Source organism: Pseudomonas sp. Tul2A7 (genome assembly GCF_054790505.1).
This window is the reverse complement of the sequence record NZ_CP186499.1, coordinates 6,380,432-6,401,302: the sequence shown is the minus strand read 5'-3', so window position 1 is coordinate 6,401,302 and position 20,871 is coordinate 6,380,432. Positions and strand designations below refer to the sequence as shown.

Genomic DNA, 20,871 nt, shown 5'->3' with positions numbered 1-20,871 from the left:
GAGATGCAAACGGGTGATTAGCTCAGCTGGGAGAGCGTCTGCCTTACAAGCAGAATGTCGGCGGTTCGATCCCGTCATCACCCACCACTCCCCGAGAGACTTGCGTAAGCAAGAACGTAGGCTGAAAGTGCCTGCACCGACGCGCAGCGGTAGTTCAGTCGGTTAGAATACCGGCCTGTCACGCCGGGGGTCGCGGGTTCGAGTCCCGTCCGCTGCGCCATATTTTACGAATCAGGCTTGTCTGGTTCGCGATTGCAAAGCACCGAAGCTTGCAGTCAAAACGAGTTACTTGAGCGCAAGCTCAAAGCGATACGCAGCGGTAGTTCAGTCGGTTAGAATACCGGCCTGTCACGCCGGGGGTCGCGGGTTCGAGTCCCGTCCGCTGCGCCATATCTGCTCCAAGGACCACTGAACGCCTTGAAGCACCGAAAGCAGTCATTGACTGGTTCGGAATCGATAGCAAAGACCCTGGTCGAAAGACCGGGGTTTTTTGTGTCTGAAATTTGACTATTCCCCCTCTTTTTCCCTCTGCTCCAACCCTGAAGCCATTCAAGTTCCTGTAGGAGTGAGCCTGCTCGCGATGGCGGAGTGTCAGTCACCAAAATTAACCGCTTAACTGACGCCATCGCGAGCAGGCTCACTCCTACAAGTGTCTACCCGCTTGCTGCGGTCTCACGTCGCATTGATTTTTTGATTCTTTAGTCAAATTTTTGTAACTGGTTGTTTGCTGCGAGCGCAGAAACCTTTAAAGTTAACCTTTCGGTCAGCTTTGCACTGTCAACACGCCCTTTGTTTCGCCAAAGAGGGCTTCTGCAAGACTCGAGATTCCCCAGTAGATAACCAGAAGGGCGGACACATAACCGCCCAGAGGATGATCCATGTCCAACCGTGATATATCCCGGCGCTCGTTCCTCCAGGGCGGGCTGGTGGCGGGTGTGAGCGTCACGCTCACGCCGCTCAGCAGTCAGGCGCTGGCTGCCTTGATGGAAAACAGCGTCACCGTGCCGTCCGAGAAATGGCTCGGCAATAACGGCAAGGCGCGTCAGCGTAACGACGCACTGTCCAAGGTCTGCGGTAGCAAAGTCTTTGCCCGCGACATCCGCTCCAAGGACATGCCGGGCTGGCCTGAACAGCAAGGCCACGCCATGCTGCTGAAAACCATCAAGGCTGACCGCATCTACGCCGGTTACGACCTGTCGTGGCTCGGCGCCGATTTGCAGCCGGACCGCATCGTCACCGCCGCGGATCTGGACAAGGACGGCATCGTCTTCCCGGAAGAACACGCGCCGGATCCACTGCTGCCAGAAGGCAAAGTGCCGATGTTCATCGGTCACCCGGTGGCGATCCTGATCTGGAATGACTTCGAGCGTTTCCGTCAGGCCAAGAACAAACTCAAATTCAATGACAAAGCGATTCGTTACGGTGCCCAAGTGCCGTTCTACGAAGGCGACCCCTACGGCAGCTTCCGCTATGTGCGCGTTGGCGGCGCGACCTCGGCTGATGAAGATGAGTTCGCCAGCCTGAAGGACTCGATCCTGTTCCCGATGCTGAAGAACCGTCGCCCGGTATGGAATTCCCAGCCGAACCTGCACGGCAACTTGACCGAGCGCGGCCTGTTCTACGCCGACCGCATGAAGAAAGAGATCGATACGCCGCCGGACAACTGGCTGGTGTTCGACGAGCGTTACAAGACCCCGTCGATCGAGCCGGCCGCCATGGAGCCGGACAACGGCAATGGCTGGTATGACCCGAAGACCAAGACCCTGCATTTCGTGGTGGCGACCCAGTGTCCGCTGGAGGCGGCGACCGAAACCGCAAAGATGATCGCGCCGTCGCGTTTCGGCCTCGACAACCTCAACATGCACCCGGGTTACACCGTCGGTTACGGTTCCAAAGATCACAACATCTTCGTCTACTACGCAGCTCTTGCCGCGTTGTACGGCGCCGGTGTGCCAGTGCGCTTGGCCAACGACCGCTATGAACAGTTTCAGAGCGGCATCAAGCGTCACCCGTTCGACATCCGCTACCAGTTGGCCGTGGACAAGAACGACTACACCTTCAAGATTTTCCGCGCCGAAATGAGCGTCGACGGTGGTGGCCGAATCAACTACAGCCCATCCGTAGCGGCAGTGGGCGCCACGGCGGCGCAGTCGATCTACTACATGCCGCAGAACGACCTGCAAGTCACCGCCTACCATTCGCGTGGCGTTGAGGCCGGTTCGATGCGCGGCTACGGCACGCTGCAAAGCATGGCGGCGACCGAAATGATGGTCGACGAAATCGCCAATCGCCTTGGTGTCGATGCCATCGACCTGCGTCGCAAGAACGCCCTGCGCTCGGGCATGAAAAACACCCAAGGCGCGATCCCGGCCGGTGCCTTGCGCCTGCACGAGATCCTCGACAAGGCGTCGGTGCACGAAGTCTGGAAAAACCGCGACGCGATCAAGAAACAGCGCGAAGCCGCAGACCCGGATAACTGGTACGGCGTCGGTTTCGCCATCTGCCAGAAAGACTTCGGCACCGGTTCCGAAGCGCCGATGGCCAGTATTGAATTCACTGCTGACGGTCGCATCACCCTGCGCCATATCGGCATTGAAATCGGCACCGGCATGTCCACCTCGCAAGCCCTGGTCGTGGCCGATTTCCTCGGCAGCCCGGCGCACGAAGTGAAGACCGGCGAAACCGAATGGAAGGAAATGCAGCTGATCACCAGCGGCAACCCTTACATCATGAGCCAGGCCGAGCAGGACAACCTGCTGCGCAATCCGCGTTGGGTCGGCAAGTTGGCTTCGGCCTCGTCGGCGACCAACTCGGCGTACTACTTCAGCCACGCCACCCGTGAAGCGGCGCGCGTGCTGTTCAACAACGGTTTGTGGCCAGCGGCCATGGAAATCTGGCGTCAGGGTCCTTACGGCGGTCAAGCCAACCCTTACGTCGTGCGTCGCGAAGATGCGCACTGGGTCGACGGCAAGCTCACCGCCAACGGCATGCAGCCGTTGACCTTCGAAGAGCTGGCCAAACACGCTCACGAGCGTGGCCTGGTGACCGGCGCCACCGTCCACGCATTCAACCGCTGGAGCTGGGCTGAAGCCGAATACAGCATCGACGGTGTGCGCGAGCGTCTGCCGCTCGATGGTCTCGCCGTGAAATACGGTGACGGCGCGCCGAAAGCGAAGAAAGCGTTGATGAGCGCGTCTGGTTTCCACCTGCTGGATCGCCAGAACATCAATTACCCGGTTGTCCAGTTGAACAACGCTGCCGTGACTTACTACAGCCCGGTCGCGACGCTGGTCGAACTGAAGGTCAACAAGGGTTCTGCTGAAGTCGAAGTGCTTAACCACCATTCGTGGGTCGAGTGCGGTCGTGTGTTGGTCGAAGAACTGGTCAAGGGCCAGCTCGAAGGCGGTATCGCCATGGGCATCGGTCACGCCTTGATGGAAGAGATGCCGCTGTATGAAGGCGGGCCGGGGGAGGGTGACTGGAACTTCAACCGTTACCGTCTGCCGATGGCGCGTCACGTTGCCGTGTGGAAGCAGACGTCGGAGATTCTCCCGGCGCTGTCGCCAAGTGATCCGTCGAAAGGCATCGCCGAAGTGGTGATGATCCCGATTGTCGGTGCCATCGGTAACGCCGTGGCGCACGCCATCGGTAAACGTGTTCGCGATCTGCCAATCACTGCTGCGCGCATCAAGGAGGCCCTCAATGGCTAACCGTCCGCTTCAACTGACCCTCAATGGTCAATCCGTCGGCCCGGTGGACATCCCTGATGACCTGCCGATGATCGATTACCTGCACGAATACAAAAACCTCACCGGTTCGCGTCTGGGCTGCGGCCAGGGCATCTGCCACGCCTGCGTGGTGATCGTCGATAACCCGGACGGCACCAGCGAAGAAGTGCGCACCTGCATCACCGGCGCGCATTACTTCGAAGGCAAGAAAGTCCGCACCATCGAAGCTCACGCCAAGCGTGATGAGGCGGGCCAGGTCACTGAGCTGAACCCGATCCAGCAGCGCTTCGTCGACGAGTTCGCCTTCCAGTGCAGCTACTGCGCACCGGGCTTCGTCAACGCCGCGACCGTGCTGGTCGAGAAGCTGCAGCGCCAACCGATAGTGCAGAGCAAGCTCGAACAAGTCATCGAGGACAGCCTCGGCCACCACGTCTGCCGTTGCACCGGGTACGTGCGTTATTACAACGCCACCCGCAACGTCCTGACCGATCTCGGCCTGGTCAAGGAGGGTTAAGCATGAAGCTTTTTCTGACCCGCCTGACCCTGGCGGTCGGCCTCGCTGCGCCGGTGTTGTTTGCCCACGCCGATGATCAGGTCAAGCGCGGCGAATACCTCGCCCGCGCCGCCGACTGCATGGCTTGCCACACCGCAGCGGGCGGCGCGCCGTTTGCCGGCGGTCTGCCGATCGTCTCGCCATTCGGCACGATCTATGGCACCAACATCACCCCGAGCAAGGATCACGGCATCGGTTTGTACAACGATGACGAGTTCTTTGCTGCGCTGACCGAAGGCAAGCGTCGCGATGGCGCGAACCTGTATCCGGCGATGCCGTACACCTCGTATCACTTGATGCCGCGTGAAGATTCGGATGCGATTCATGCGTACCTGAAAACCATCGAGCCGATCGAGCGCGCAGCTCCGGTCACCAGCCTGAGCTTTCCGTTCAACGTACGTCCGGGCCTGATTGGCTGGAACATGATGTATGGCAAAGCGCTGAAGCTGGAGTCGGCCGAAGGCAAAAGTGAAGCCTGGAAGCGCGGCCAGTACATGGTCGAGGTGCTCGGTCACTGCGGCGAATGCCACACGCCACGCGGCCTGCCGGGCGCGATGCAGTTGGATAAACGCCTCACCGGCGGCATCCTCAATGGTTATCTGGCGCCGAGCCTGCTGGCCACCGATCTGGCCGCTCGCGGCTGGAACGAGCAGGACCTGAGCACGTTCCTCAAGCACGGCATGAGTGCGCAGGGGACGATGTTCAACGAGATGTTCCCGGTGTTCCACAACAGCACGCAAGGCCTGAGCGATACGGATCTGGCGGCGATGGCAACGTTCCTGCTCGGCGACAAACCGCCGGCTGCCAAAGCACTTGTTGAAGTGCCGGTAGAACAGCTCAGCGCCAGTGCCCAGCGCGGCCGTCAGGAATATCTGAACGTCTGCGCCGGTTGCCATGCGGTCGGTGGCGAAGGCAAACCGCACATCGCGGTGGCCATGCGCGGCAACACCACGCTGCGCCTGGAAGATCCGCGCAATCTTTTGCGGGTGATTGAGGACGGTATCGGTGAGCAGAAGTTCTCCGGCTTCGAGCACATGCAACCGATGCCGGATTTCGCCGACAAGCTCAGTCCTGAACAGCTGACCGATCTGCTCAACTACCTGCGTCAAGGTTGGGGTGGTCAATCCGCCGAGCTGGCAGTGAGCGAAGTGCAAAAGCTGAAAGACGACGCACCGTCCATCGAGCACAAGGCGCACTGACATGCAGCATCTCGATCTACAAGTGCTGCGCCGCGCGCTGGAGTGGTCGGTGGCGGGGCAGCGCATCTGGCTTTGCACCGTGCTGACCACCTACGGTTCGGCACCGCGTGCGCCGGGTTCGCTGCTGGCGGTGAATGACGGCGGACAGTGGATCGGCTCGCTGTCCGGCGGTTGCGTCGAGGAAGATTTCCTAGAGCGCGTCGCCGAAGGTGCGTTTCTCGATGCGGTCAATGTCGTGCGTTACGGCGAAGGCGACGATCCGCGCTCGCGGGTCAGCCTGCCTTGTGGCGGCATTCTCGATGTGCTGGTAGAGAAATTTGACGCTGACTGCGAGATGCAGGCGCATCTGCGTGAATTGGAGTCGGCGCTGCTCGGTCAGCGCCGCTTGATTCGCGAGGTCGATCTGGCTAGCGGTGCGCGCAGTCTGTTCGCTGATCGCGAGCAGGGTGCGCGGATCGAGCGCGAGATTGATCGGGTGCGGATTCGCGTTGGTGCGGCGCAGCGTTTATTGCTCGCTGGGTATTCCAGTGTGGCGCAGGCGTGTGCCGAGTTTGCTGTCGGCCTCGGGTTTGAGGTGATTCTCTGTGATCCGCGCGATGAGGTGCTTGAAGGCGTGGTGCTGGATGGTGTGGAGATTCGCCGGCAATTGCCGTCGGTGTTTATTGCTGACGGTGGCTGTCATCGTGATACGGCGGTCGTAGCGCTCACTCACGATCCGCGCATCGACGACCTGGCGATGATGGAAGCGGTGCGCACTGAGGCGTTCTACATTGGCGTGATGGGGTCGCAGCAGACGTCGCAGAAGCGCTTTGAGCGGTTACGTCGGATTGGCGGGCTGGGGGAGAACGAGTTGGCGCGGATTCATGCGCCGATCGGGCTTAACCTCGGCAGCAAGACGCCAGCGGAAATTGCCTTGGCGGTGCTGGCTGATATCCTGCGGATCCGTAGCGGGATTGCCCGAAACCAACTCTGAAACCGTTCAGTGTTGAATAAAAAGGGCCGCTGTTCAGCGGCCCTTTTTTACATCCCGAATTTGTCGCGCAAGCCGTAATACCAGGCGCCTAACGCAGCAAATGGCGTGCGCAGCAACTGCCCGCCGGGGAACGGGTAGTGCGGCAAATCGGCAAACGCATCAAAACGCTCGGCCTGCCCGCGCAACGCTTCGGCCAACACCTTGCCGGCCAGGTGGGTGTAGGTCACGCCATGGCCGCTGCAACCCTGCGAGTAATAGATGTTGTCGCCCAGGCGCCCAACCTGTGGCAAGCGCGACAAGGTCAGCAGGAAATTTCCGGTCCAGGCGTAATCAATCTTCACATCTTTGAGCTGCGGAAACGCCTTGAGCATTTTCGGACGGATGATCGCCTCAATGTTTGCCGGATCGCGCGCGCCATACACCACGCCACCGCCGAAAATCAGACGCTTGTCGCCTGTCAGGCGGTAGTAGTCGAGCAGGTAGTTACAGTCTTCAACACAGTAGTCCTGCGGCAGCAGCGCTTTCGCCAACTCATCCCCCAGTGGCTCGGTGGTGATCACCTGGGTGCCGCAAGGCATCGATTTCGCCGCCAGCTCCGGCACCAGGTTGCCGAGGTAGGCATTGCCCGCGACGATGATGAACTTGGCCCTGACCTTGCCTTGCGGAGTATGCACCACCGGGCTGGCGCCGCGCTCGATACGTACGGCGGGTGATTGTTCATAGATAGTGCCGCCGAGGGACTCGACCGCTGCTGCTTCGCCGAGCGCGAGGTTCAGCGGATGAATGTGCCCGCCGCTCATGTCGAGCATGCCGCCGACGTACTGATCGCAGGCAACCACTTCGCGGATACGGCGTTGATCGAGCAGTTCGAGTTGCGTATGGCCAAAGCGCTCCCAGAGGCGCTTCTGCGATTCCAGATGGCCCATCTGCTTGGCCGTCAGCGCGGCGAACACGCCGCCGTCCTTCAGGTCGCACTGGATGTTGTACTTGGCCACCCGCTCGCGAATGATCCGACCGCCCTCGAACGCCATCTGCCCGAGCAGTTGCGCCTGCTTCGGCCCAACGCTGCGCTCGATCACGTCGATGTCTCGGCTATAACTGTTGACGATCTGCCCGCCATTGCGCCCCGAAGCGCCGAAACCGACCTTGGCCGCTTCCAATACGGTGACGCGAAAACCGTTTTCCAGCAAAAACAGGGCAGAGGACAATCCGGTATACCCGGCGCCGATCACACAGACGTCCGTCTCCACATCATCCTGCAAGGCAGGGCGCGGCGGTACGGCATTGGCCGACGCGGCGTAATAAGACTCTGGGTAAAGGGTGTTCGCCATCCTGCAGCCTCTGTTTAATATATTTTACGAGTGCGTCGATCCTACCCGAGTTGAAAAACCTCCGCCAGCCACCGGAAAATCTTCGTCGGCGAGCCGAAATTAAATATTTTGCATATTCATAGGGTTAGGTGAAAAAAAGGTGTTGACACCCCTCCGGAATTCCGTAGAATGCCGCCTCACAGCAGGCACGTAGCTCAGTTGGTTAGAGCACCACCTTGACATGGTGGGGGTCGTTGGTTCGAGTCCAATCGCGCCTACCAAACAAAATCCGCTCTGCTGGGCGGTCTAGAAGGGCTCACCGAAAGGTGGGCCCTTTTTTGTTGTCTGCGATTTGCAAAACTTTTGCAAAACCCCCACCTCAGAACGCCAGTCCGGCGCTCACCTCAACATAGTCTATTGTCTTATCGCCGTGTCCCTCCTGATAGTGCTTCGTCATCTTCTCGTCCGCGTGGCCCAGCAGTGCCTGGATGTATTCCTGCGGGAAGTTCTGCTGCTCGTACAGCCATGCACCTAAAGCGCGGATCTCGTGAAAAGTGGGGCGCTCACCGGCCAACACATTGTCGTACGCGTGCGCGGCGTCGCGGGCCTTACTGAACTCCTTGGTCAGATAGTCCGGCGTCACCGACGTCCAGTGATCCTTCGCGTCGATCTGTTCCCGGCGCCGCGCCTTCGGTTTGTAGTGGATCAGGTAGGGCGACACCAGCGGCGACCGCAGGCATTCACCGACGACTTCACGCAGCGCGGCCCCCATGGTGATCTTCAGGTGAACCGGATTGTCGTAGCCCTGAGTCTTGCCCGGCGACACGGTCAGCGTGTTCTTGTCCATGTCGACCGCCGACTTCAGCCAGGTCACGATATCCTCGCGGCGCTGAAGGCAGGCCAGTGCCAGGCGGATTGCTCACTTGAGCCAGGGCGGTGTGGTCACCGCATCGATGATCGTCTTCAGTCCTTCCAGCGTATGCCTCTGGCGCTTATTCTCGGCTTCCTTCTTGACCAGCGTCAGCTCGGCGCAGTTGCGCTCGGCCAATCCCTTGGCCACGGCGAAGGCGAATAATCACGCAGGCTGTCTTCGTCGAAGAAATACTGGTCGCCATCGAAGATAACCAACGGCTCACCGGCCCAGTCCTTGATCGGCATCGCTGCAAACTTCGCCAGCCGACTTTCCTCGTAGCACTGGCGGCAGTAGCTCCGGATCTCGTGGATTGGATGTTCTGGATTTTTCTCGCAGCGACGGTGGGTGGCGCCGCACCAGCGGGCCATGTGCTCATCGTTGCCCCAGAAGCGGCCATCAGCGGCGACCCAGCCAGTTAGGGTCTGAATGCTGGCGGCGTCCGGGGATTCGTACATCACAACTTTTTCTTCAGGCATGACTTCGTCCTTGCCGCTATAGCGGCTGACTTTGAAGGGGGAGGGAGTAGAGGTTTTTGGTGCTACGGCTACTATCGATATGAATCGGTTATAGCGGTGGCTCAGATGCTCAATGAAACGGATACGGTCGGGCAGACGTTCAAGCGGGCGTTTCGCCGGGTCGACGGCGTAACGATGTATGTCTTTTGGGCAATTTGGCTAGGGCTCACAACTTGGGCGCTGTTTGACCCTGTTCCCTTAAGAATGCCCGCCTGGATACCTTTCCTGATCGGCCTGGTAAGTCCATTTCTCTACATCTTTTTTGGTGTAATGCGCTCACCTGGCTTGTTGACCGCGCTGATCATCGTTTTCTTCAATGTTAAATTCCTCTCGGTCTTCATCTGACTTTGAAGGGGGACGGGAATACGAGATGCTTGGATTTGTGTCGGGCGCACATCGGCCGATACTTGAAGTCTCAACAGTGCAATCAGATTGTTTTTCTTGAAGGGATGACAGGGCAAATATGGAACAGGAAAACCGCGCTCTGAGTGTTCTCAAACGTTATCGTTACTTGATCTTGGGCCTCATGGTCATCGCATCACTAATAAGCGCTTTTTGGCGCTTTGCAGGCGAGTGGAGTCAGTTTTGGATGTCTGTAGGCGCGCAAGCATGGTTTACACAAGCCGTCTTTGCTTACCTTAGGGGGGGCTGGGTAGCTATCGGGCCCGGTGGTTTATCGAAGGATGCGAATCCTTTCGGCAGGGCACTATTGGCCGCAGTGGCGCTGGGATTTTACTTATTGATGTTTGGCTACGAAGGCCATAAGCCCGACTCGATTTATGAAAGGCGTCCCTCGGATTGGACCATGCCTACTCGGGAGGAGATGCGGCGTTCTGCAGAGTGATGGCTGGCTCTCAACAGAAAACACGACTGTCTAGCTCATCCTGCAATCTCCATCGATACCAGATCATGGGTATTCACAACCTTCATGCCGAACTCCTTGCTGATATGAACCTCAAGGCTGGCGCCGCGGGAATCCTACCAGCCGGGCAGGGTGGACACGGTGTCGCATTCCATCAGGGCCGCGATGTCGCGGCGCATGCATTCGTCCAGGTGCCTGGGTCTGGGTTGAGCTCGGCGGGGCTGATGACGCTGTGTCCGGCGGCGCGCAGGGTGGCTGCCGTGGAATGGAACAGCGGGAAGTTCAGGTCCAGCATGTTGGTCATGGGGCCTCTGAGGTAGATGCGCTTCATGCTTCCTCCTTCGGCGTGTAAGTCAGCGTGCCGTCGAGGATCGCTTTCTTGACTGCTTCGAATTCCCAGGCGTAGTACTGCGATTCGACGTAGACGCGCATCCCGTCGCGGTAGTCGTGCTTCTTGCGCTTGATGAAGGCTTCGGCGGCAGCTTGGGTGAAGTGGGCGCTGATGTATTCCCATCGCTCGTCCCAGCCTGTGACGGTGTGTTCTGGAAGCTCGCCCAGCACGTGCCACTGATCGGGCTCGTCGGCCTTCATGAACTGACATTCAGACCAATCCTGCGTTTTTTATTGAGCTCGCGCTTCTGGTAGATGGACAGGCCGTCCCAGTACTCCTTGGCCGAATACGCCACCGACTCGCCGCCGACCCAATACACCAGGCGCCGTTCGGTGTAATCCATGTCCAATCCACAAACGATCTGTCGGGCTTCAACAATGAAGATCGCTGCGCAGGTGCAGTGGTCGTTGACCCGCTCACCTTTGCAGTCATAACGCAGGCGCTGGACGAAGTCGGTCCAGGTTGAAGTATCAAGCGCGGCGCCTGTCGCCAATGTTGGTAGCGGCTCGGCCTTTTTGTTTTCTGTGGGCATGGGGCGTCCTATGCCGGGGGATGCCCGGGCGGTGGAAGGGGGGGATAAATCAATTGGGCACCTATAGATACAAAACCATTTATAGGAGCCCGTAACATGAAAAAAATGATCACCGAAGTGATGTACCAAGTACTTGTCGAACTGCTCAGCCAGGTACTGATGCGTCTGGCCGATTGGCTGTCGGCTTTGCCGTGGCTGTGACTACGCCGCGGCTGCCTGCTGCTCGACTACGCGCCAAGGGTCGTTCGCTCGTGCCAGTGCTGCCATCGGCGGCGGGCTGACGCTATTGCCGCACATGTGAACCTGCTGGGTCTTGGTGAATGGCTTGCCGTCGGCGCCGTGACTGATGATGTAGTCGGCCGGGAAGCCCTGAGCCTTGTACGGCTCGGCCGGTTGCAGCATCTGCAGGCAGATGTCGACGATTACGTACGGCGTGTCCTTGATGGTCACGGTGACCAGGCCCAGCCGATCTTTGGTGGTGATGGTTGGCGCTGGCGCGTCTACGGCGCCGGGCGACATGTGGAACCAGCCAACTGCCTTGCCGCCGCATTCGGTGTCGGGGTCACCGTCGAACACGTCGGTGGTGTAGTGCACGGCGCCCGGGTGATTCATGGTGTGCATGCTGATCGCTTGCGGGCTGTGGTTCTTGGCTACGTTCACAGCACGGCCCAGCCCCATCTCCAGCCCGGTACCGGCACCGCCGCCACCGCCACCGCCACCACCGCCACCACCGCCACCGCCACCGCAGAAGAAGTCGACAACGATCTCATCGTCCTGAGTGCTGAAGCCGAGTCCGTATTGAGTTTTGAAATCGAAGGGGTGTTTCTTCTATTGTGCGGACATAGGGGATCCTCGCCGGCTGGTGTGATTAGTAGAAGTGGGCTCTAGTGGTCAAGCACCAGACAGCCGCGTAATAATGGTTTCTGTTTCCGTTTTTCTCTAATAGAGGCGTGGACATGGCAACTGGTCTTTTTCATTACACCGATGCGCACGCATTGAAGTCTATTTTAATCGGCGAGAAACTTTGGTTGACCGATATGCGTTTCTTAAATGATGCAGCCGAGTATGCTGATGGGCTTGAATATTTAAAGTTTGCATGGGGGGTAATGCAGGCATATAGAGGTCACCCCAAACACGAGGATCTTTTCCATAAAATGGAAACCGCGATGACTTATGCTATAGGTAAGCAATCTGATGGCTTCCCTAAGTTTGTTTGCTCTTTTAGTCGGGCTGGAGATTTATTAAGTCAATGGCGTTCATATGGGCTGTATGCGATAGAATTCGATGAACAAAAGCTTAGTGAGCATCTCGAGCTGACAGATTGTGTTTACGATATCGGTCAAAAACATGGAAAAGCAATGACCGCGGTCCGGAGGTGGTTTTCTGAAATGTTGGAGATTTATGAGAGGATGGATGAAAATTATGGCATTGATTTTATAAGCTCTCAGAAGAATGTGGATATAAGCTGTGCATTTTTCAAGCATCAAAGCTTTTTTGAGGAGCGTGAGGTGAGGTGCATGGTCGCTCACCCGTCTAACTCTGAAAATATAGAATATCGAGTAAGGGCCGGAATCTTGGTTCCGTATTGTGAGCGGTATGTACCTTTAGAATGTATTGCTGCGATTCATATAGGGCCAATGCAGCATCAGGAGTCATCGTTAATTTCAGTAGAAATGATGCTTCAAGCAATATCAAAAAAGCATAAGAAAGCTTTCGATATTAAGGTGGTAAAATCTGCGATTCCCTATCGAAATTATTAGTTTTATAGTCTGCTTCTACTTGATAAAAATATTGTGTTCTTGTTTAGTGGCTTTTTCAATTTGTCGCAACCACTTAGCCTTTAAGACTATTTCAGGTCGCGACATGTTGGCGAAACGTGCGGATTCCTCAGCCGGCGCTGCAGCCAGATTCAGGATGAGCGTCGACACCGTCTCCTGCCATTCCTCAAAGCCGTAGCGCTCGCCGAGAACCTGAAGCGCATCATCGAGCGCTTTCGAAACAATCAACGATCGCTTCTCGGCGCCGATCCGTTCGAGCAGTGCCTTCTCCTTGGCTCGCTTGTCCTTCTGCAATTCTGCATTGCTCTTGGCCATGGCCTACCTCTTCAATTCCGCTGGCCGGCAAGTCCAGGCAGGTCTGTCGTTTGCGTTTTTGGGGTCTGGAGCGTCTCACGCAGCTACCTTCACCTGATGCCAGGCGCCGGCGGCGTAGAACAACTTCGCGGCTTGGGCTTCTTCCATCGAGATCTCGTCTGGAATGGCGATCCAGCCTGACGCCACCATATGGGTCGGGTTCGCGCTGTCACGACCCACTGCACAAGGTCGTCGAAGCCGACGGCAATCGCCTTGGCCGCGTTGAAAGCCGATTGAAGTGAGGCCATGTCCTTGGCTGAAGCGATATCGGCCAGCGCGTCCACCAGTAGCTCCTTGGCGCGCTCCTCAGGACTTACGCCCGAGTTGAGCCAAGCCAGTAGCCGTCGGCCAGTCTCTTCAGAGATCAACCCGGGAAACGGTCCTCAAGCGGCGCCCGAAGCCGATATCGGCAGCAGACCGCAGGGCTCTGCGCAAAATGGCGGACTCGCTATGAAGTTGAAGCGCAAACCCAACAACGGCTTCGCCCGGGCTGAACGCAGTTGCCGGGCGCTGCTGCGCACCAACCACGTTGCGGTCGTGAACATCGACCCCAGCGGCAGCCAGATCATGGCGAACTGGAAGAGCTGTAAGCAGATCCGCAGTCTGGCGATCGTCAACGCGATCTTCGATTTCTCCTACCGCTGGACGATCTACATCGGTGCCAGTGTCGAGACGAGCGCGGCGCCGAGTACATCAAGTCGGTCGAGATATCGCCCGAGGGCATCTACAAGGTCGATCACCTGACCGATGCCATCGAGCATCCCTACCTGGAGCTGCGCAACTCCGGCATAAAGATGCACAACCAACCACCTGATGCGGCACGTCCGCGGGAGCAGGAAATGGAAGTCACTCAGAACTACGTATTGAATATTCGAGATTTATTTACTGCGTCCTGCGGGGCGCTGCGGGGTGCAGAAGTTGTGATCTCTGTCCTCGATGACAATATTGAAATCGACCGTTTGAACTTCAAGGGCACAGTCGGCCCCGGCGGTGATGGCCATAGTCGCGGCTACATTGGAAAGCCTGGGCTAAGAGCCGAAATCACCTCCGGCCCCGGGACCGTTACGCTCACGAATCTGGCTTAGGAAGTCCAGACGAAATCATCTGTTCCTGGCTTGTGCGATCCGTGATGTACCAAGTAGCCCTCTCCAGCATTATTCGCTGCGGATTTTGCCTCGTCTTCGCTTTGATAAATGCCAATGAAGCTCCAAGGCGCATTGCGGACAACACCCCAGCCGAGTACCCAGCCTTCATTTTCCGGATCTTTTGGCAGCTCTTTGCTCATTTCACTTTCCTTGCGTTATCCGCGCCGAGATTGGCGCAATCCCAGTCCTTGGGCTTGCAGGCAAAGGACTGGGGAATCCGTTGCACGTGGGCAGGAGGCTACTATCGGAGGTCGGTGGGGCGTTACTGGCTTTCCATCCATGCTGGATGCCTTAGCAGGAAAACGCCCTGGGTTAGCGTCTAAAAAATGCTCTGCTAGTCTTTGTCTGCTGCTAACCACAAGGCAGTTGCCCACTAAGGAAGGGGAAGTGTTATGTCTAGTTCAGATGATGAGTTGCGTTATGCTCGTGCAATGGTATGGATCAACAATGTTTTTGGCGGTGGAACAATTCCTCGTAGAGAGTTTGCGCCTGAAGAATTGATATCTGAGGAGTTGACTTCGTCAGCGCTGGAGTCATTTAACTCGATTAGTAACAGTGTCGATTCAGGAAACGTTGGTTTTGATGATAAATCCGCGAGCATCGTCGATTTCAAATCTAGCGCTTTTAGGGCCGTAAAAATAACGCTAGTTAATAACAGTCCATTCAGTTTGGTAAGATTCAAATACAGCAAGGAACATAGTAATTGGATGGGTGATGTGCAGCCGCCAGAGTCTATTGCTCCAGGCCACGTCGTTGTCTGGGGGGTAGAGTCAAACGGCGTAGCGGCTGGCACTGAAGGGTGGGTTGAGTATCTAGTATGTGGTGATTATAAGGATGCGGGACCCCAGAACCTGAAAATGTCGTTCAAGGTCTATTGGGATAACCCAGCAATTGGTTCCAACTCTCGCCATCATTCATGGCCGTTAGGAGATGAAAGTAACCCTATCTGGAATAAAGTCACATTGAAGGACCCGGATGAAGAAAGCATTGGCGGGGATCATTGCAGAATGAAATGGGTATTTCAGTACCTAGGCTAAGCGTGCAGCACGAAGCCCGGCCCAGCGCCGGGCTTTTCATTTCCGCCTGCGCCAGTGATATCGTGCACCTTTCCCACAGGAGTGACCTGCATGAAACTGATCGTAGGAGCGTTGGCGGTAGCGCTGTTGGCTGGTTGTGCCTCAATGAGCGAGCGTCGTGCTGACGGGCCATGGAAAACATTTAATAGTAAAAAAGATGCTACTACTGTGGCCGAATGTGTTCTCTATGGCTGGCAGAATCAGTCCATAGCTGGGGCGCATTACGACGTTTTTGTGCAACCGCTTCCTGATAGTGGTAAGACAGTCGTAAGCGCAGGCCAGATTGAGTTTGCGGATTTTAAGAACTCTCCAAATGGAAGCCGCGTTGAATTGTATTTCACGTCTGGCCTGATGGATTGGCGTAAAAACCGACGAGCCGAAGTTGTGAATAAATGTCTTTGACAAAGCCGACTTCGGGCGGTTTTTTGTGTTTGGAGCATGCCGCAGCGTTCGGTTTTTGCCCGTTCCTTACACCATATGTACGGACTAGCACCTGATGTCATTGTTTTCGGCGGGCCGTGGCTCAACCGCACACGGTTGGTGCTGCGCCACAAGGACGCGCAGTGATATCGTGGGCCATTTTCCACAGGCGTGACCTGCATGAAATTGATCGCAGGAGCGCTGGCGGTAACGCTGTTGGCGGGATGTGCGACTTCGCCAACGCCTTCCAATGAAGCCAAGCAGCCGCCGGCCAGTCAGCTGTCGGCCTACCAGGCCAAGCCCTCAGGGGCATACGGGACACTGCAAGTGATCCGCGACTCTGGGCAGACTGGAAGCCTTTGTTCAATGGCGGTTTTTATCGATGGCAAACAAGCCGCCAAGCTCGACCCAGGCCAAAAGGCGTCGTTCCATCTGCCGCCTGATTCGGTCTCAGTCGGGGCGGCGTACACCGGCTCTGGCATCTGCTCCATGGGCGCGGCCCGAGTGGAGCGGGAAGCGATCGTGAAAGACGGCGCGGTCAAGAAATACCGAGTTTTCACCGGGGGCGATGGGCGGATTGACATACTGCCCACGACTCTCTGAACAGACCGCCTCCGGGCGGTTTTTTATTGCCCGGAGAATGGCATGTGCTCAGCAATTACCTACACGCCGATGACCAAAGTGATGTTGTCCGGTTCGCTCGCTAAGAAGTTCTTTCGAGGCAAGCAATTCCTTCTCGACGGCGGGATCGGCCGTGGAGGTGTTCCGTGCACTCAATGCGACCATTGATGGTTTCGCGGAAGAAATTAAACGACTGGAGCGCCTCGGGCTCAAGTTTGCGATCTTCCGGAATCGCGCAAACGTTGGGATGGACGGATTCGATCTCGGCGGTACGCGTGAAATTCGCATTGTTCCGGTGATTTCTGGGAGCAAGCGCGCCGGCGGGCTGCAGACCATCATCGGCACAGTGATGATCGCCGCAGGCTACGTACTGTCATTCACTCCGTTTGCAGCCGCATCGCCGTTTTTGTATGCGGCCGGCGCGTCGATGGCGATGGCGGCGTCATTCAAATGCTCAGCCCTCAAGCCTCAGGCCTGAAGCAAAGCGCATCCCCCGAGAACTCCCCGTCCTACGCCTTCGGCAGCGCCAAAAACACCACCGCCAACCCGGTACCGATCTGCATCGGCGAGCGCCGTGGGGTGGCATGATCATCTCGGCCTCGATCCTGGCTGAAGATAAGACCTGACAGCAAAACCCCTCACCTAAACATGGAGGGATTGGCCCTCCAAGTTGGAGGAGGGCTTTTGATGGGAAAATGGTTTCCACTGATTCGCGCAATTACTTGGAATTTAATCCGCGTTGCTATCTGTGCGATGAAACTTTACCTGAGCCTTCATGGCTTGTGACCAAACCGCCCTCGAGGCGGTTTTTTTATGCCTGGAGGGAAGCATGGGCGCAATAGCACAGATCGATATCCGCGGCGAGAAGGGCGGCAGCAGCAAGCCGAAGTCGCCGACCGAAGCCAGCGACAGCCTGCGCTCGACCAACCTGGCAAAGCTGCTCATTGCTGTGGGCGAGGGTGAGTTCGACAGCGTCCCGACCGATTACGACATCTACCTGGACAACACACCGATCCGCGATGCCAGCGGCAACTACAACTTCCCGAACGTGAAGTGGGACTGACGCCCAGGTTCGGTGGATCAGACCTACATCCCGGGCATTCCGTCCGTGGAGAATGATACCTCGCTGAACATCGAGCTGCGCAGTGATGCGCCGTGGGTGCGCTAGATCAGCAATACCCAGTTGTCGGCGGTGCGCATGCGCCTGGCTTGGCCGGCTCTGCAACGGTCGGACGATGAAGGCAATGTCGGCGGCTACCGCATCGAGTATGCGATCGACGTGGTCACTGACGGCGGCGCCTACGAGCAGGTGCTGGTGGACGCCGTCGACGGCAAGACGACGACCCGCTACGAGCGCTCGCGCCGCATCGATTTGCCGGATGCAACCACTGGCTGGCAGATCCGCGTTCGTCGTCTGACGCCGAACCAGAGCATCAACAAGATCGCCGACACCATGCTGGTGGCCGGCTACACCGAAGTAATCGACGCCAAGCTGCGCTATCCGAACACTGCGCTGCTTTACATCGAATTTGACGCCGAGCAGTTCACCAACATCCCGGCCGCCACAGTGAAGTGCAAGGCTCGGCGCTGGATGGTGCCGAGCAACTACGACCCGATCCTGCGCACCTATACCGGGACTTGGGACGGCTCGATGAAATCGGCATGGACGAACAACGCTGCGTGGATCACCTACGGGGTGTGCACCGAAGACCGTTTCGGGCTGGGTAAGCGAATCAAGCCTTTCATGGTGGACAAGTGGGAGCTGTACCGAATCGCGCAATACTGCGATCAGATGGTGCCGAACGGGCTGGGCGGCCAATTCACTGAACGTCTCGGTCTACGACGCTAACAACGTGCTGCGTGTTCGTCTCTGCTACCTGGGGTAATCAATGGCGCTATTTGGACTGCGTGTCTTTAACGAGAGCGGCCAGCTCGCTATGGACACCAACAGCTTCACGTATCAGGTGATCTGGCAGGGCGTGATTGATTTTAGCGGTACCGTGCCAAGCTACACGCTGAATATTCCAGGGTTCAATCCAGCGAACTGCGTCTTCATGATCATCCCGACGAGGGCACAGGACGTGCAGTCGTCAGAGGCTGATGGCAATGGAAATCAAAAGTCTTACCCCTTTGTTACAACCTCGTCGGGTCAAGTGGTAGTGCTGAAGAAAAATCCTTCCGCGAGTGCTACGACCATAGGCTCCACTGGTGTAGCAAAGGGATACGCAATCAGGTACTCGACATGACCTACGGATTTCAAAGCATCAATGACAGTTCGTTTGTTCAGATCGACGCGGAAGCTCCACGGTTATGCGTTTTGACCAGAGGATCCTATTCCGGGGTTAGCAATGCGTCAGGCGTTTTCGCTAGAGCGGTCACTAGTCAGGACCCACCGATTGTATTCATAAGGCCCGATCAAGGCGGGCCTGTACAGGTGCCGATTTCGGTATGCGCCTTTGGGATGGAAGCGCCGCACTTATTTACGACAGCGGGGCGCCCGCGGTGGTGGTTACTTTCGCTGCCGGTAACTGGACCTACCTCGGCAGCGAGGTATTCCAAGCGTCGACTCTCATGTCTTTTACCTTCCCACCTATCGTGCTGACGACCAGGCATGCATCGTTTTTCTTATGGTTGAACTCGCAGTATTGAACGCCTTCCGTGCATCGCTCTACTTCAAGAAGGCCTATGTTTCTAAGCGTTTTCATGGCGCCGTCGGGGGCTGTTTCATCCGTTGGGTCCGGAATCCAGCCCTGCTTGATCAACGCCTTTCGCGCGCCCAGAAATGGCATCCCCTTCGTTATGGGGAGCTCAGTGGCACTGGCAAAGAAGCTGATGCAGGCGAGAAGAACGCAGGTGATCGAATAAGGTTGCATTTTTCGGAGTCCGTTAAGGTTCGCCTTATGCGCGCATCAAAAATCTGAAAGGGTCATTGGCACTTAAAATCCCAGGCATCAATAACAAGTTCCTCAACCTCTTCGCCAGTTGTGGTGACGCCCAGACATTGCTTGTTTTTCTTGTAGTGGAACACGCAATACTGCACGCCTTGAGTGCATCGTTCGATTTCGATGATTCCCCTGTTTTTAAGTTCTACAGCCGTTCCAACAGGCTGCATCTCTTTAGAGATACTTGGTTTCCAGCCTTTTTTAAGGAGTTCTTTCCTCGCTGACAAAAAAGGCATGCCTTCTTTTATCGGGATTTCTGTTGCGCTGGCAAAGGTGCAGCTGAAGCAAAGCAATAAAGATACGAACAGATGTGTGAGTCTGGGCGACATTTTTTTGCCATTGGGACTGATCACGTCTGTCACGTTGATGCTCGCTCAAAAATAGTTGATTCGCGGGTTCGGCGATGACTCAGTCTTCTAAAAAGAGAGTGATGGTTTCCGCCAGGTGCGAGCTGACAACGTGTGTGTAGCCATTTTTGTCGCTGACGCCATGTTCGATACTGCCATCGGCGCGCTGGAAGGCGTAAACATGATCAGGCAGGGGGGCGCCAGAGTCCTCATCGATCAGTTGAAACTTGTCGCTGAACTGCACGGGCATTGGCATCAAGCCACTAAACGGTGCTTTGACCACGGTGTCGCCAATAATCACTGTGCCGGATCCGCCAATCACCACATTGCCGTGGGCACCAGTGCTGTCTTTAGTTGCCGCATTCAGTCCGTTGATGAACACCGTCGCGCTTACACCGCCGGTAATGGGGCTGCCGCACGCTGATTTGTCGGTCATTCGAGCAGCAGCCAAGCCATCGAAGTTTACATTGGGTGAACCACTGGCAATCGGATTCGTGCCATGTCCCGGCATAGGGCAGTTGTTGGGATCTGTTACGCGAGCTGCGGGTTTGCCACTCATGGGAAATTCCTTTTCAACGTTTCAGGCGGCTGCTGGCAGGCTGTCGCTGAATCGACGATGCGAGCTATCCATGGAGTCTTTATGAAATGTTTGGGCGGTGCAGGAAGCGGCGGGGAGTGGGGCGGCGCCGGCAGAGGAACCTGTCCATAGGATTAAAGTGCATCAAATTGAACCGTCCATGTAAGTTCGTACGCAGATGACCTACTATTACGAATCATGGTTAACAAATGTTACATCTTTTTTGTTGACTGAATCTGGATGGTGTTTTCGAGGCGCTCTGATTGATTTGCGATAGTTGCTGATTTGCGCACGAATCTTCAGGCCGGGCGGAAGCGGTTGTTGCCAATTCTGATGCTTTGTGGCGGCCGATGAGTAACCGTTTGTCGCCATCGTCCTTTGAAATAGTGTGGATATTTAATGACTTACGACGATTTTTAACCGACCGGTTATCAAAAATAAGTTGTTACGTGCAGGATGATTCAGTAAGATCCGCCCCGCGTTCACCACCACGGTTTATGCATTTTTAAATCCCAAGCTTCCATCAGCTGCTTGGGATTTTTTTTGCCTGCGATTTGCCTCAACTGGCTGAAATCTCTCCTTTCGCTCTCTCCTGAAAGCCTGGCGACACCCCGCAGGCAAATCCTTGTTTTTTC

At 56.6% G+C, this 20,871-nt stretch carries 23 protein-coding genes, 4 tRNA genes and 5 pseudogenes; 19 read left to right on the top strand and 13 right to left on the bottom strand.

The genetic code is table 11. The features are described from left to right. Positions 1 to 11 precede the first annotated feature (11 nt). The 7 genes from ACOYXJ_RS28585 to ACOYXJ_RS28555 all read left to right on the top strand — a co-directional run bounded on the left by ACOYXJ_RS28585 (position 12) and on the right by ACOYXJ_RS28555 (position 6,453). Positions 12 to 87 (top strand) — tRNA-Val (locus ACOYXJ_RS28585). Between the two features lie 56 nt (positions 88 to 143). Beyond that, positions 144 to 220 (top strand) — tRNA-Asp (locus ACOYXJ_RS28580). Positions 221 to 313: 93 nt separating this feature from the next. Continuing rightward, positions 314 to 390, top strand: a tRNA-Asp gene (locus tag ACOYXJ_RS28575). Between the two features lie 488 nt (positions 391 to 878). Beyond that, on the top strand, positions 879 to 3,710 hold the full coding sequence (locus ACOYXJ_RS28570; RefSeq protein WP_460372920.1) for a xanthine dehydrogenase family protein molybdopterin-binding subunit: 2,832 nt from the start codon (positions 879 to 881) through the stop codon (positions 3,708 to 3,710). Continuing rightward, positions 3,703 to 4,242 carry a (2Fe-2S)-binding protein gene (locus ACOYXJ_RS28565; RefSeq protein ID WP_077571933.1) on the top strand — a complete coding sequence of 180 codons (540 nt, stop codon included), beginning with the start codon at positions 3,703 to 3,705 and terminating at the stop codon, positions 4,240 to 4,242. The genes ACOYXJ_RS28570 and ACOYXJ_RS28565 overlap by 8 nt, the downstream gene beginning before the upstream one ends. A gap of 2 nt (positions 4,243 to 4,244) precedes the next feature. Then, the gene (locus tag ACOYXJ_RS28560) at positions 4,245 to 5,480 is read left to right on the top strand and encodes a c-type cytochrome (RefSeq protein ID WP_460372918.1); all 1,236 of its coding nucleotides are present in this window, start codon (positions 4,245 to 4,247) and stop codon (positions 5,478 to 5,480) included. A gap of 1 nt (position 5,481) precedes the next feature. Beyond that, positions 5,482 to 6,453, top strand: coding sequence for an XdhC family protein (locus ACOYXJ_RS28555; RefSeq protein WP_150794285.1), 972 nt, complete (start codon positions 5,482 to 5,484; stop codon positions 6,451 to 6,453). A gap of 47 nt (positions 6,454 to 6,500) precedes the next feature. On the opposite strand, the gene ACOYXJ_RS28550 is transcribed toward ACOYXJ_RS28555, so the two are convergent. Continuing rightward, entirely contained in the window at positions 6,501 to 7,784 is a 1,284-nt protein-coding gene (locus ACOYXJ_RS28550) for an NAD(P)/FAD-dependent oxidoreductase (protein ID WP_134174290.1), read from the bottom strand. Positions 7,785 to 7,967: 183 nt separating this feature from the next. Between ACOYXJ_RS28550 and ACOYXJ_RS28545 the strand changes: the two genes are divergently transcribed. Continuing rightward, positions 7,968 to 8,044, top strand: a tRNA-Val gene (locus tag ACOYXJ_RS28545). Between the two features lie 98 nt (positions 8,045 to 8,142). Here the strand turns inward: ACOYXJ_RS28545 and ACOYXJ_RS28540 are convergent. Genes ACOYXJ_RS28540 through ACOYXJ_RS28530 form a run of 3 tightly spaced genes read right to left on the bottom strand, consistent with a single transcriptional unit; the run spans position 8,143 to position 9,152 of the window. Then, positions 8,143 to 8,637: a tyrosine-type recombinase/integrase gene (locus tag ACOYXJ_RS28540; protein ID WP_460380863.1), complete on the bottom strand. Its 495-nt coding sequence runs from the start codon at positions 8,635 to 8,637 to the stop codon at positions 8,143 to 8,145. Between the two features lie 45 nt (positions 8,638 to 8,682). After that, on the bottom strand, positions 8,683 to 8,811 hold the full coding sequence (locus ACOYXJ_RS28535) for a hypothetical protein (protein WP_460372916.1): 129 nt from the start codon (positions 8,809 to 8,811) through the stop codon (positions 8,683 to 8,685). Continuing rightward, complete coding sequence (locus ACOYXJ_RS28530; RefSeq protein WP_460372914.1) at positions 8,784 to 9,152, bottom strand: hypothetical protein; 369 nt, start codon at positions 9,150 to 9,152, stop codon at positions 8,784 to 8,786. The genes ACOYXJ_RS28535 and ACOYXJ_RS28530 overlap by 28 nt, the downstream gene beginning before the upstream one ends. 105 nt (positions 9,153 to 9,257) lie before the next feature. Between ACOYXJ_RS28530 and ACOYXJ_RS28525 the strand changes: the two genes are divergently transcribed. Continuing rightward, the gene (locus tag ACOYXJ_RS28525; RefSeq protein ID WP_150794283.1) at positions 9,258 to 9,536 is read left to right on the top strand and encodes a hypothetical protein; all 279 of its coding nucleotides are present in this window, start codon (positions 9,258 to 9,260) and stop codon (positions 9,534 to 9,536) included. A 671-nt stretch (positions 9,537 to 10,207) separates the two neighbouring features. Here the strand turns inward: ACOYXJ_RS28525 and ACOYXJ_RS28520 are convergent. The 4 genes and pseudogenes from ACOYXJ_RS28520 to ACOYXJ_RS28505 all read right to left on the bottom strand — a co-directional run. Continuing rightward, complete coding sequence (locus ACOYXJ_RS28520; RefSeq protein WP_460372912.1) at positions 10,208 to 10,384, bottom strand: DUF4406 domain-containing protein; 177 nt, start codon at positions 10,382 to 10,384, stop codon at positions 10,208 to 10,210. Beyond that, the gene (locus ACOYXJ_RS28515) at positions 10,381 to 10,644 is read right to left on the bottom strand and encodes a hypothetical protein (protein ID WP_460372910.1); all 264 of its coding nucleotides are present in this window, start codon (positions 10,642 to 10,644) and stop codon (positions 10,381 to 10,383) included. The genes ACOYXJ_RS28520 and ACOYXJ_RS28515 overlap by 4 nt, the downstream gene beginning before the upstream one ends. Further along, positions 10,641 to 10,976 (bottom strand): hypothetical protein, encoded by a 336-nt coding sequence (locus ACOYXJ_RS28510; protein ID WP_460372908.1) that lies wholly within the window; start codon positions 10,974 to 10,976, stop codon positions 10,641 to 10,643. Before ACOYXJ_RS28510 ends, ACOYXJ_RS28515 begins: the two co-directional genes overlap by 4 nt. A gap of 201 nt (positions 10,977 to 11,177) precedes the next feature. Next, a pseudogene (locus ACOYXJ_RS28505) lies at positions 11,178 to 11,471 on the bottom strand (DNA cytosine methyltransferase); the annotation flags it as partial. Between the two features lie 461 nt (positions 11,472 to 11,932). On the opposite strand from ACOYXJ_RS28505, the gene ACOYXJ_RS28500 reads away from it, so the two are divergent. Next, complete coding sequence (locus ACOYXJ_RS28500) at positions 11,933 to 12,736, top strand: hypothetical protein (protein WP_460372906.1); 804 nt, start codon at positions 11,933 to 11,935, stop codon at positions 12,734 to 12,736. A gap of 15 nt (positions 12,737 to 12,751) precedes the next feature. On the opposite strand, the gene ACOYXJ_RS28495 is transcribed toward ACOYXJ_RS28500, so the two are convergent. After that, a complete protein-coding gene (locus ACOYXJ_RS28495; protein WP_460372905.1) occupies positions 12,752 to 13,069 on the bottom strand; it encodes a hypothetical protein in 318 nt (105 codons plus the stop codon). Between the two features lie 489 nt (positions 13,070 to 13,558). On the opposite strand from ACOYXJ_RS28495, the pseudogene ACOYXJ_RS28490 reads away from it, so the two are divergent. Then, positions 13,559 to 13,893: pseudogene (locus ACOYXJ_RS28490) on the top strand (hypothetical protein); the annotation flags it as partial. A 54-nt stretch (positions 13,894 to 13,947) separates the two neighbouring features. Continuing rightward, the gene (locus ACOYXJ_RS28485) at positions 13,948 to 14,193 is read left to right on the top strand and encodes a hypothetical protein (RefSeq protein ID WP_460373059.1); all 246 of its coding nucleotides are present in this window, start codon (positions 13,948 to 13,950) and stop codon (positions 14,191 to 14,193) included. On the opposite strand, the gene ACOYXJ_RS28480 is transcribed toward ACOYXJ_RS28485, so the two are convergent. Continuing rightward, positions 14,190 to 14,393, bottom strand: coding sequence for a hypothetical protein (locus ACOYXJ_RS28480; protein WP_150794282.1), 204 nt, complete (start codon positions 14,391 to 14,393; stop codon positions 14,190 to 14,192). The genes ACOYXJ_RS28485 and ACOYXJ_RS28480 overlap by 4 nt on opposite strands. 252 nt (positions 14,394 to 14,645) lie before the next feature. Between ACOYXJ_RS28480 and ACOYXJ_RS28475 the strand changes: the two genes are divergently transcribed. The 7 genes and pseudogenes from ACOYXJ_RS28475 to ACOYXJ_RS28445 all read left to right on the top strand — a co-directional run bounded on the left by ACOYXJ_RS28475 (position 14,646) and on the right by ACOYXJ_RS28445 (position 18,616). After that, positions 14,646 to 15,290 (top strand): hypothetical protein, encoded by a 645-nt coding sequence (locus tag ACOYXJ_RS28475; protein ID WP_460372903.1) that lies wholly within the window; start codon positions 14,646 to 14,648, stop codon positions 15,288 to 15,290. 90 nt (positions 15,291 to 15,380) lie between these two features. Beyond that, complete coding sequence (locus ACOYXJ_RS28470; RefSeq protein WP_150794280.1) at positions 15,381 to 15,731, top strand: hypothetical protein; 351 nt, start codon at positions 15,381 to 15,383, stop codon at positions 15,729 to 15,731. A gap of 32 nt (positions 15,732 to 15,763) precedes the next feature. Continuing rightward, positions 15,764 to 15,896 (top strand): annotated as a pseudogene (locus ACOYXJ_RS28465) (phage tail protein); the annotation flags it as partial. A 33-nt stretch (positions 15,897 to 15,929) separates the two neighbouring features. Next, entirely contained in the window at positions 15,930 to 16,352 is a 423-nt protein-coding gene (locus ACOYXJ_RS28460; protein ID WP_460372901.1) for a hypothetical protein, read from the top strand. Between the two features lie 42 nt (positions 16,353 to 16,394). Continuing rightward, positions 16,395 to 16,996, top strand: a pseudogene (locus ACOYXJ_RS28455) (tail assembly protein). A gap of 203 nt (positions 16,997 to 17,199) precedes the next feature. Next, positions 17,200 to 18,189 (top strand): annotated as a pseudogene (gene gpJ, locus ACOYXJ_RS28450) (TipJ family phage tail tip protein); the annotation flags it as partial. Positions 18,190 to 18,259: 70 nt separating this feature from the next. Continuing rightward, complete coding sequence (locus tag ACOYXJ_RS28445) at positions 18,260 to 18,616, top strand: hypothetical protein (RefSeq protein ID WP_150794278.1); 357 nt, start codon at positions 18,260 to 18,262, stop codon at positions 18,614 to 18,616. A gap of 288 nt (positions 18,617 to 18,904) precedes the next feature. Here the strand turns inward: ACOYXJ_RS28445 and ACOYXJ_RS28440 are convergent, their stop codons facing one another. Genes ACOYXJ_RS28440 through ACOYXJ_RS28430 form a run of 3 tightly spaced genes read right to left on the bottom strand, consistent with a single transcriptional unit; the run spans position 18,905 to position 20,218 of the window. Continuing rightward, the gene (locus ACOYXJ_RS28440) at positions 18,905 to 19,243 is read right to left on the bottom strand and encodes a hypothetical protein (RefSeq protein ID WP_460372899.1); all 339 of its coding nucleotides are present in this window, start codon (positions 19,241 to 19,243) and stop codon (positions 18,905 to 18,907) included. 53 nt (positions 19,244 to 19,296) lie between these two features. Beyond that, a complete protein-coding gene (locus ACOYXJ_RS28435) occupies positions 19,297 to 19,674 on the bottom strand; it encodes a hypothetical protein (protein ID WP_224793273.1) in 378 nt (125 codons plus the stop codon). A 46-nt stretch (positions 19,675 to 19,720) separates the two neighbouring features. Next, positions 19,721 to 20,218 (bottom strand): PAAR domain-containing protein, encoded by a 498-nt coding sequence (locus ACOYXJ_RS28430; protein WP_460372897.1) that lies wholly within the window; start codon positions 20,216 to 20,218, stop codon positions 19,721 to 19,723. Between the last annotated feature and the right edge of the window lie 653 nt (positions 20,219 to 20,871).

What these genes read in the sequence shown, in the direction of transcription:
- ACOYXJ_RS28570 (WP_460372920.1), top strand. Translation starts at nt 879, where the DNA reads ATGTCCAACCGTGATATATCCCGGCGCTCGTTCCTCCAGGGCGGGCTG.
- ACOYXJ_RS28565 (WP_077571933.1), top strand. Translation starts at nt 3,703, where the DNA reads ATGGCTAACCGTCCGCTTCAACTGACCCTCAATGGTCAATCCGTCGGC.
- ACOYXJ_RS28560 (WP_460372918.1), top strand. Translation starts at nt 4,245, where the DNA reads ATGAAGCTTTTTCTGACCCGCCTGACCCTGGCGGTCGGCCTCGCTGCG.
- ACOYXJ_RS28555 (WP_150794285.1), top strand. Translation starts at nt 5,482, where the DNA reads ATGCAGCATCTCGATCTACAAGTGCTGCGCCGCGCGCTGGAGTGGTCG.
- ACOYXJ_RS28550 (WP_134174290.1), bottom strand. Translation starts at nt 7,784, where the DNA reads ATGGCGAACACCCTTTACCCAGAGTCTTATTACGCCGCGTCGGCCAAT.
- ACOYXJ_RS28530 (WP_460372914.1), bottom strand. Translation starts at nt 9,152, where the DNA reads ATGCCTGAAGAAAAAGTTGTGATGTACGAATCCCCGGACGCCGCCAGC.
- ACOYXJ_RS28525 (WP_150794283.1), top strand. Translation starts at nt 9,258, where the DNA reads ATGCTCAATGAAACGGATACGGTCGGGCAGACGTTCAAGCGGGCGTTT.
- ACOYXJ_RS28520 (WP_460372912.1), bottom strand. Translation starts at nt 10,384, where the DNA reads ATGAAGCGCATCTACCTCAGAGGCCCCATGACCAACATGCTGGACCTG.
- ACOYXJ_RS28515 (WP_460372910.1), bottom strand. Translation starts at nt 10,644, where the DNA reads ATGAAGGCCGACGAGCCCGATCAGTGGCACGTGCTGGGCGAGCTTCCA.
- ACOYXJ_RS28510 (WP_460372908.1), bottom strand. Translation starts at nt 10,976, where the DNA reads ATGCCCACAGAAAACAAAAAGGCCGAGCCGCTACCAACATTGGCGACA.
- ACOYXJ_RS28500 (WP_460372906.1), top strand. Translation starts at nt 11,933, where the DNA reads ATGGCAACTGGTCTTTTTCATTACACCGATGCGCACGCATTGAAGTCT.
- ACOYXJ_RS28495 (WP_460372905.1), bottom strand. Translation starts at nt 13,069, where the DNA reads ATGGCCAAGAGCAATGCAGAATTGCAGAAGGACAAGCGAGCCAAGGAG.
- ACOYXJ_RS28485 (WP_460373059.1), top strand. Translation starts at nt 13,948, where the DNA reads ATGGAAGTCACTCAGAACTACGTATTGAATATTCGAGATTTATTTACT.
- ACOYXJ_RS28480 (WP_150794282.1), bottom strand. Translation starts at nt 14,393, where the DNA reads ATGAGCAAAGAGCTGCCAAAAGATCCGGAAAATGAAGGCTGGGTACTC.
- ACOYXJ_RS28475 (WP_460372903.1), top strand. Translation starts at nt 14,646, where the DNA reads ATGTCTAGTTCAGATGATGAGTTGCGTTATGCTCGTGCAATGGTATGG.
- ACOYXJ_RS28470 (WP_150794280.1), top strand. Translation starts at nt 15,381, where the DNA reads ATGAAACTGATCGTAGGAGCGTTGGCGGTAGCGCTGTTGGCTGGTTGT.
- ACOYXJ_RS28460 (WP_460372901.1), top strand. Translation starts at nt 15,930, where the DNA reads ATGAAATTGATCGCAGGAGCGCTGGCGGTAACGCTGTTGGCGGGATGT.
- ACOYXJ_RS28445 (WP_150794278.1), top strand. Translation starts at nt 18,260, where the DNA reads ATGGCGCTATTTGGACTGCGTGTCTTTAACGAGAGCGGCCAGCTCGCT.
- ACOYXJ_RS28440 (WP_460372899.1), bottom strand. Translation starts at nt 19,243, where the DNA reads ATGCAACCTTATTCGATCACCTGCGTTCTTCTCGCCTGCATCAGCTTC.
- ACOYXJ_RS28430 (WP_460372897.1), bottom strand. Translation starts at nt 20,218, where the DNA reads ATGAGTGGCAAACCCGCAGCTCGCGTAACAGATCCCAACAACTGCCCT.